Below are 1,518 nucleotides of genomic sequence, written 5' to 3' on the forward strand. Positions count from 1 at the left end.
CCCTCATCGTCAAGCTGGTTGTGAGTCATTCATTACCTGTTGATTGAAGGAGCCGGCGATGGCCGTTGATAGCAAGGGTTTTACGCGTGAAGAGATCCGTGAGTTCATGCATGAGTACTATTTGCAGCCGCACGGGACGAGGAAGGTGTGGCTGGCCTCGACGTCGGTTTCGGAATGGACGTTCCGCAGGTGGCGCAAGATGATGGTCCAGGGCGATATCGACCGTGGCCTGATTCCGCGGGAGCATGGAGGCATGGTCCCAACGAATCGTGAGCTCTCCGCGTTTGAAAAAGCACGCGCGAAGGAAATGGCTGCCCACCGTGCCGAAGTCGAAAAACTCCAGAAGCGGGTGCAGGAGCTGGAGGATACGAATTCCGCGCTGGGAAAAGCTATCGGGCTCTTGCACGAGTTGAGCGTGCCCGAGCCCGATACAACCCCGACGAGCGCTCAGAAGGATTCATAGCGGCCGAGAACAGTCTGGTCTTGGCGCTGCATGTGATCACCGGCTCCCAGCGGACAGCGCTCGTGCTTGCGGGCGTGTCGCGCGGGACCTGGCATTACCGGTTCAATCCCCGTCCGGCGGTGCAGGACCCGATCCACCAGAGCGACCGGGCCTACGAATCCCGGATCAGCACCGCACATCAGGACCGGATCCTGGGGCTCATCCTGGCCGGCTGGGAGAAGGGCAACTCCGTTGACCATTCCTTCGCCACGGCCTGGGACAGCGGCGTGCTGCTCGCCTCCAACCGCACCTGGTGGCGGATCGCGGCAGAGTACGAGGACCAGCAGGCCCGCCCAACCATCCCGCGCAAGCGTGGGGGCACGCGTGGTTCTCTTGAGAAGCCGGTGCTCAAGGCCTCCGGACCCTGCCAGGTCTGGTCCTGGGACATCACCGACGTCTATTCCAAGTGGCAGGGGAAGGTTTTCAAGGTGTACTCCATCATGGACATCTTCTCCCGGCAGATCGTCGGCTGGCGGGTGGAGGAACGCGAGTCCGACCACCTCGCCGCGGACATGTTCAAGACGGCCATCGCCCGGCACGGCGCCCCGGACACCGTGCATGCCGATTCAGGCCCGGCCATGAGATCAAACCTGCTCCGTGAGACCCTCACCGCCCACGGCGTGGAACTCAGCCATAACCGCCCGTACGTCTCCAACGACAATCCCTTCTCGGAGTCAGGGTTCCGCACGATGAAATACCGGCCCGGCTACCCCCGGACCTTTGACGATCTCAAGGCTGCCAGGGAGTACCTCACCGGCTACGTGCACTGGTACAGCACCGATCACAAACACTCCGGCATCGCGCTGTTCACACCATCACAAGTCCACGACGGCTCGTGGAAAGAACTCTGGAACAAGCGAGACAAAGTCCACCAGGACTACTACGAACTACACCCAGGAAGATTCCGCCAACGACCCAGCACACCGGCCCCCGCCACACACGCCGGGATCAACCTCCCCCAGACCAAAACACCCCAAAAACCAGCCCAGTGACTCCACACAGCTTGACAACTTTCG

Annotated in this window: 2 protein-coding genes; both read left to right on the forward strand. The window is 61.5% G+C overall.

What is annotated here, in order from left to right; genetic code table 11:
• Positions 1 to 58: 58 nt before the first annotated feature.
• On the forward strand, positions 59 to 463 hold the full coding sequence (locus AC1DES_RS19085; RefSeq protein ID WP_264637180.1) for a hypothetical protein: 405 nt from the start codon (positions 59 to 61) through the stop codon (positions 461 to 463).
• Between the two features lie 20 nt (positions 464 to 483).
• Complete coding sequence (locus AC1DES_RS19090; protein WP_476897266.1) at positions 484 to 1,494, forward strand: transposase; 1,011 nt, start codon at positions 484 to 486, stop codon at positions 1,492 to 1,494.
• Positions 1,495 to 1,518: the final 24 nt, after the last annotated feature.

This window comes from Arthrobacter sp. 05T442, from assembly GCF_056395945.1.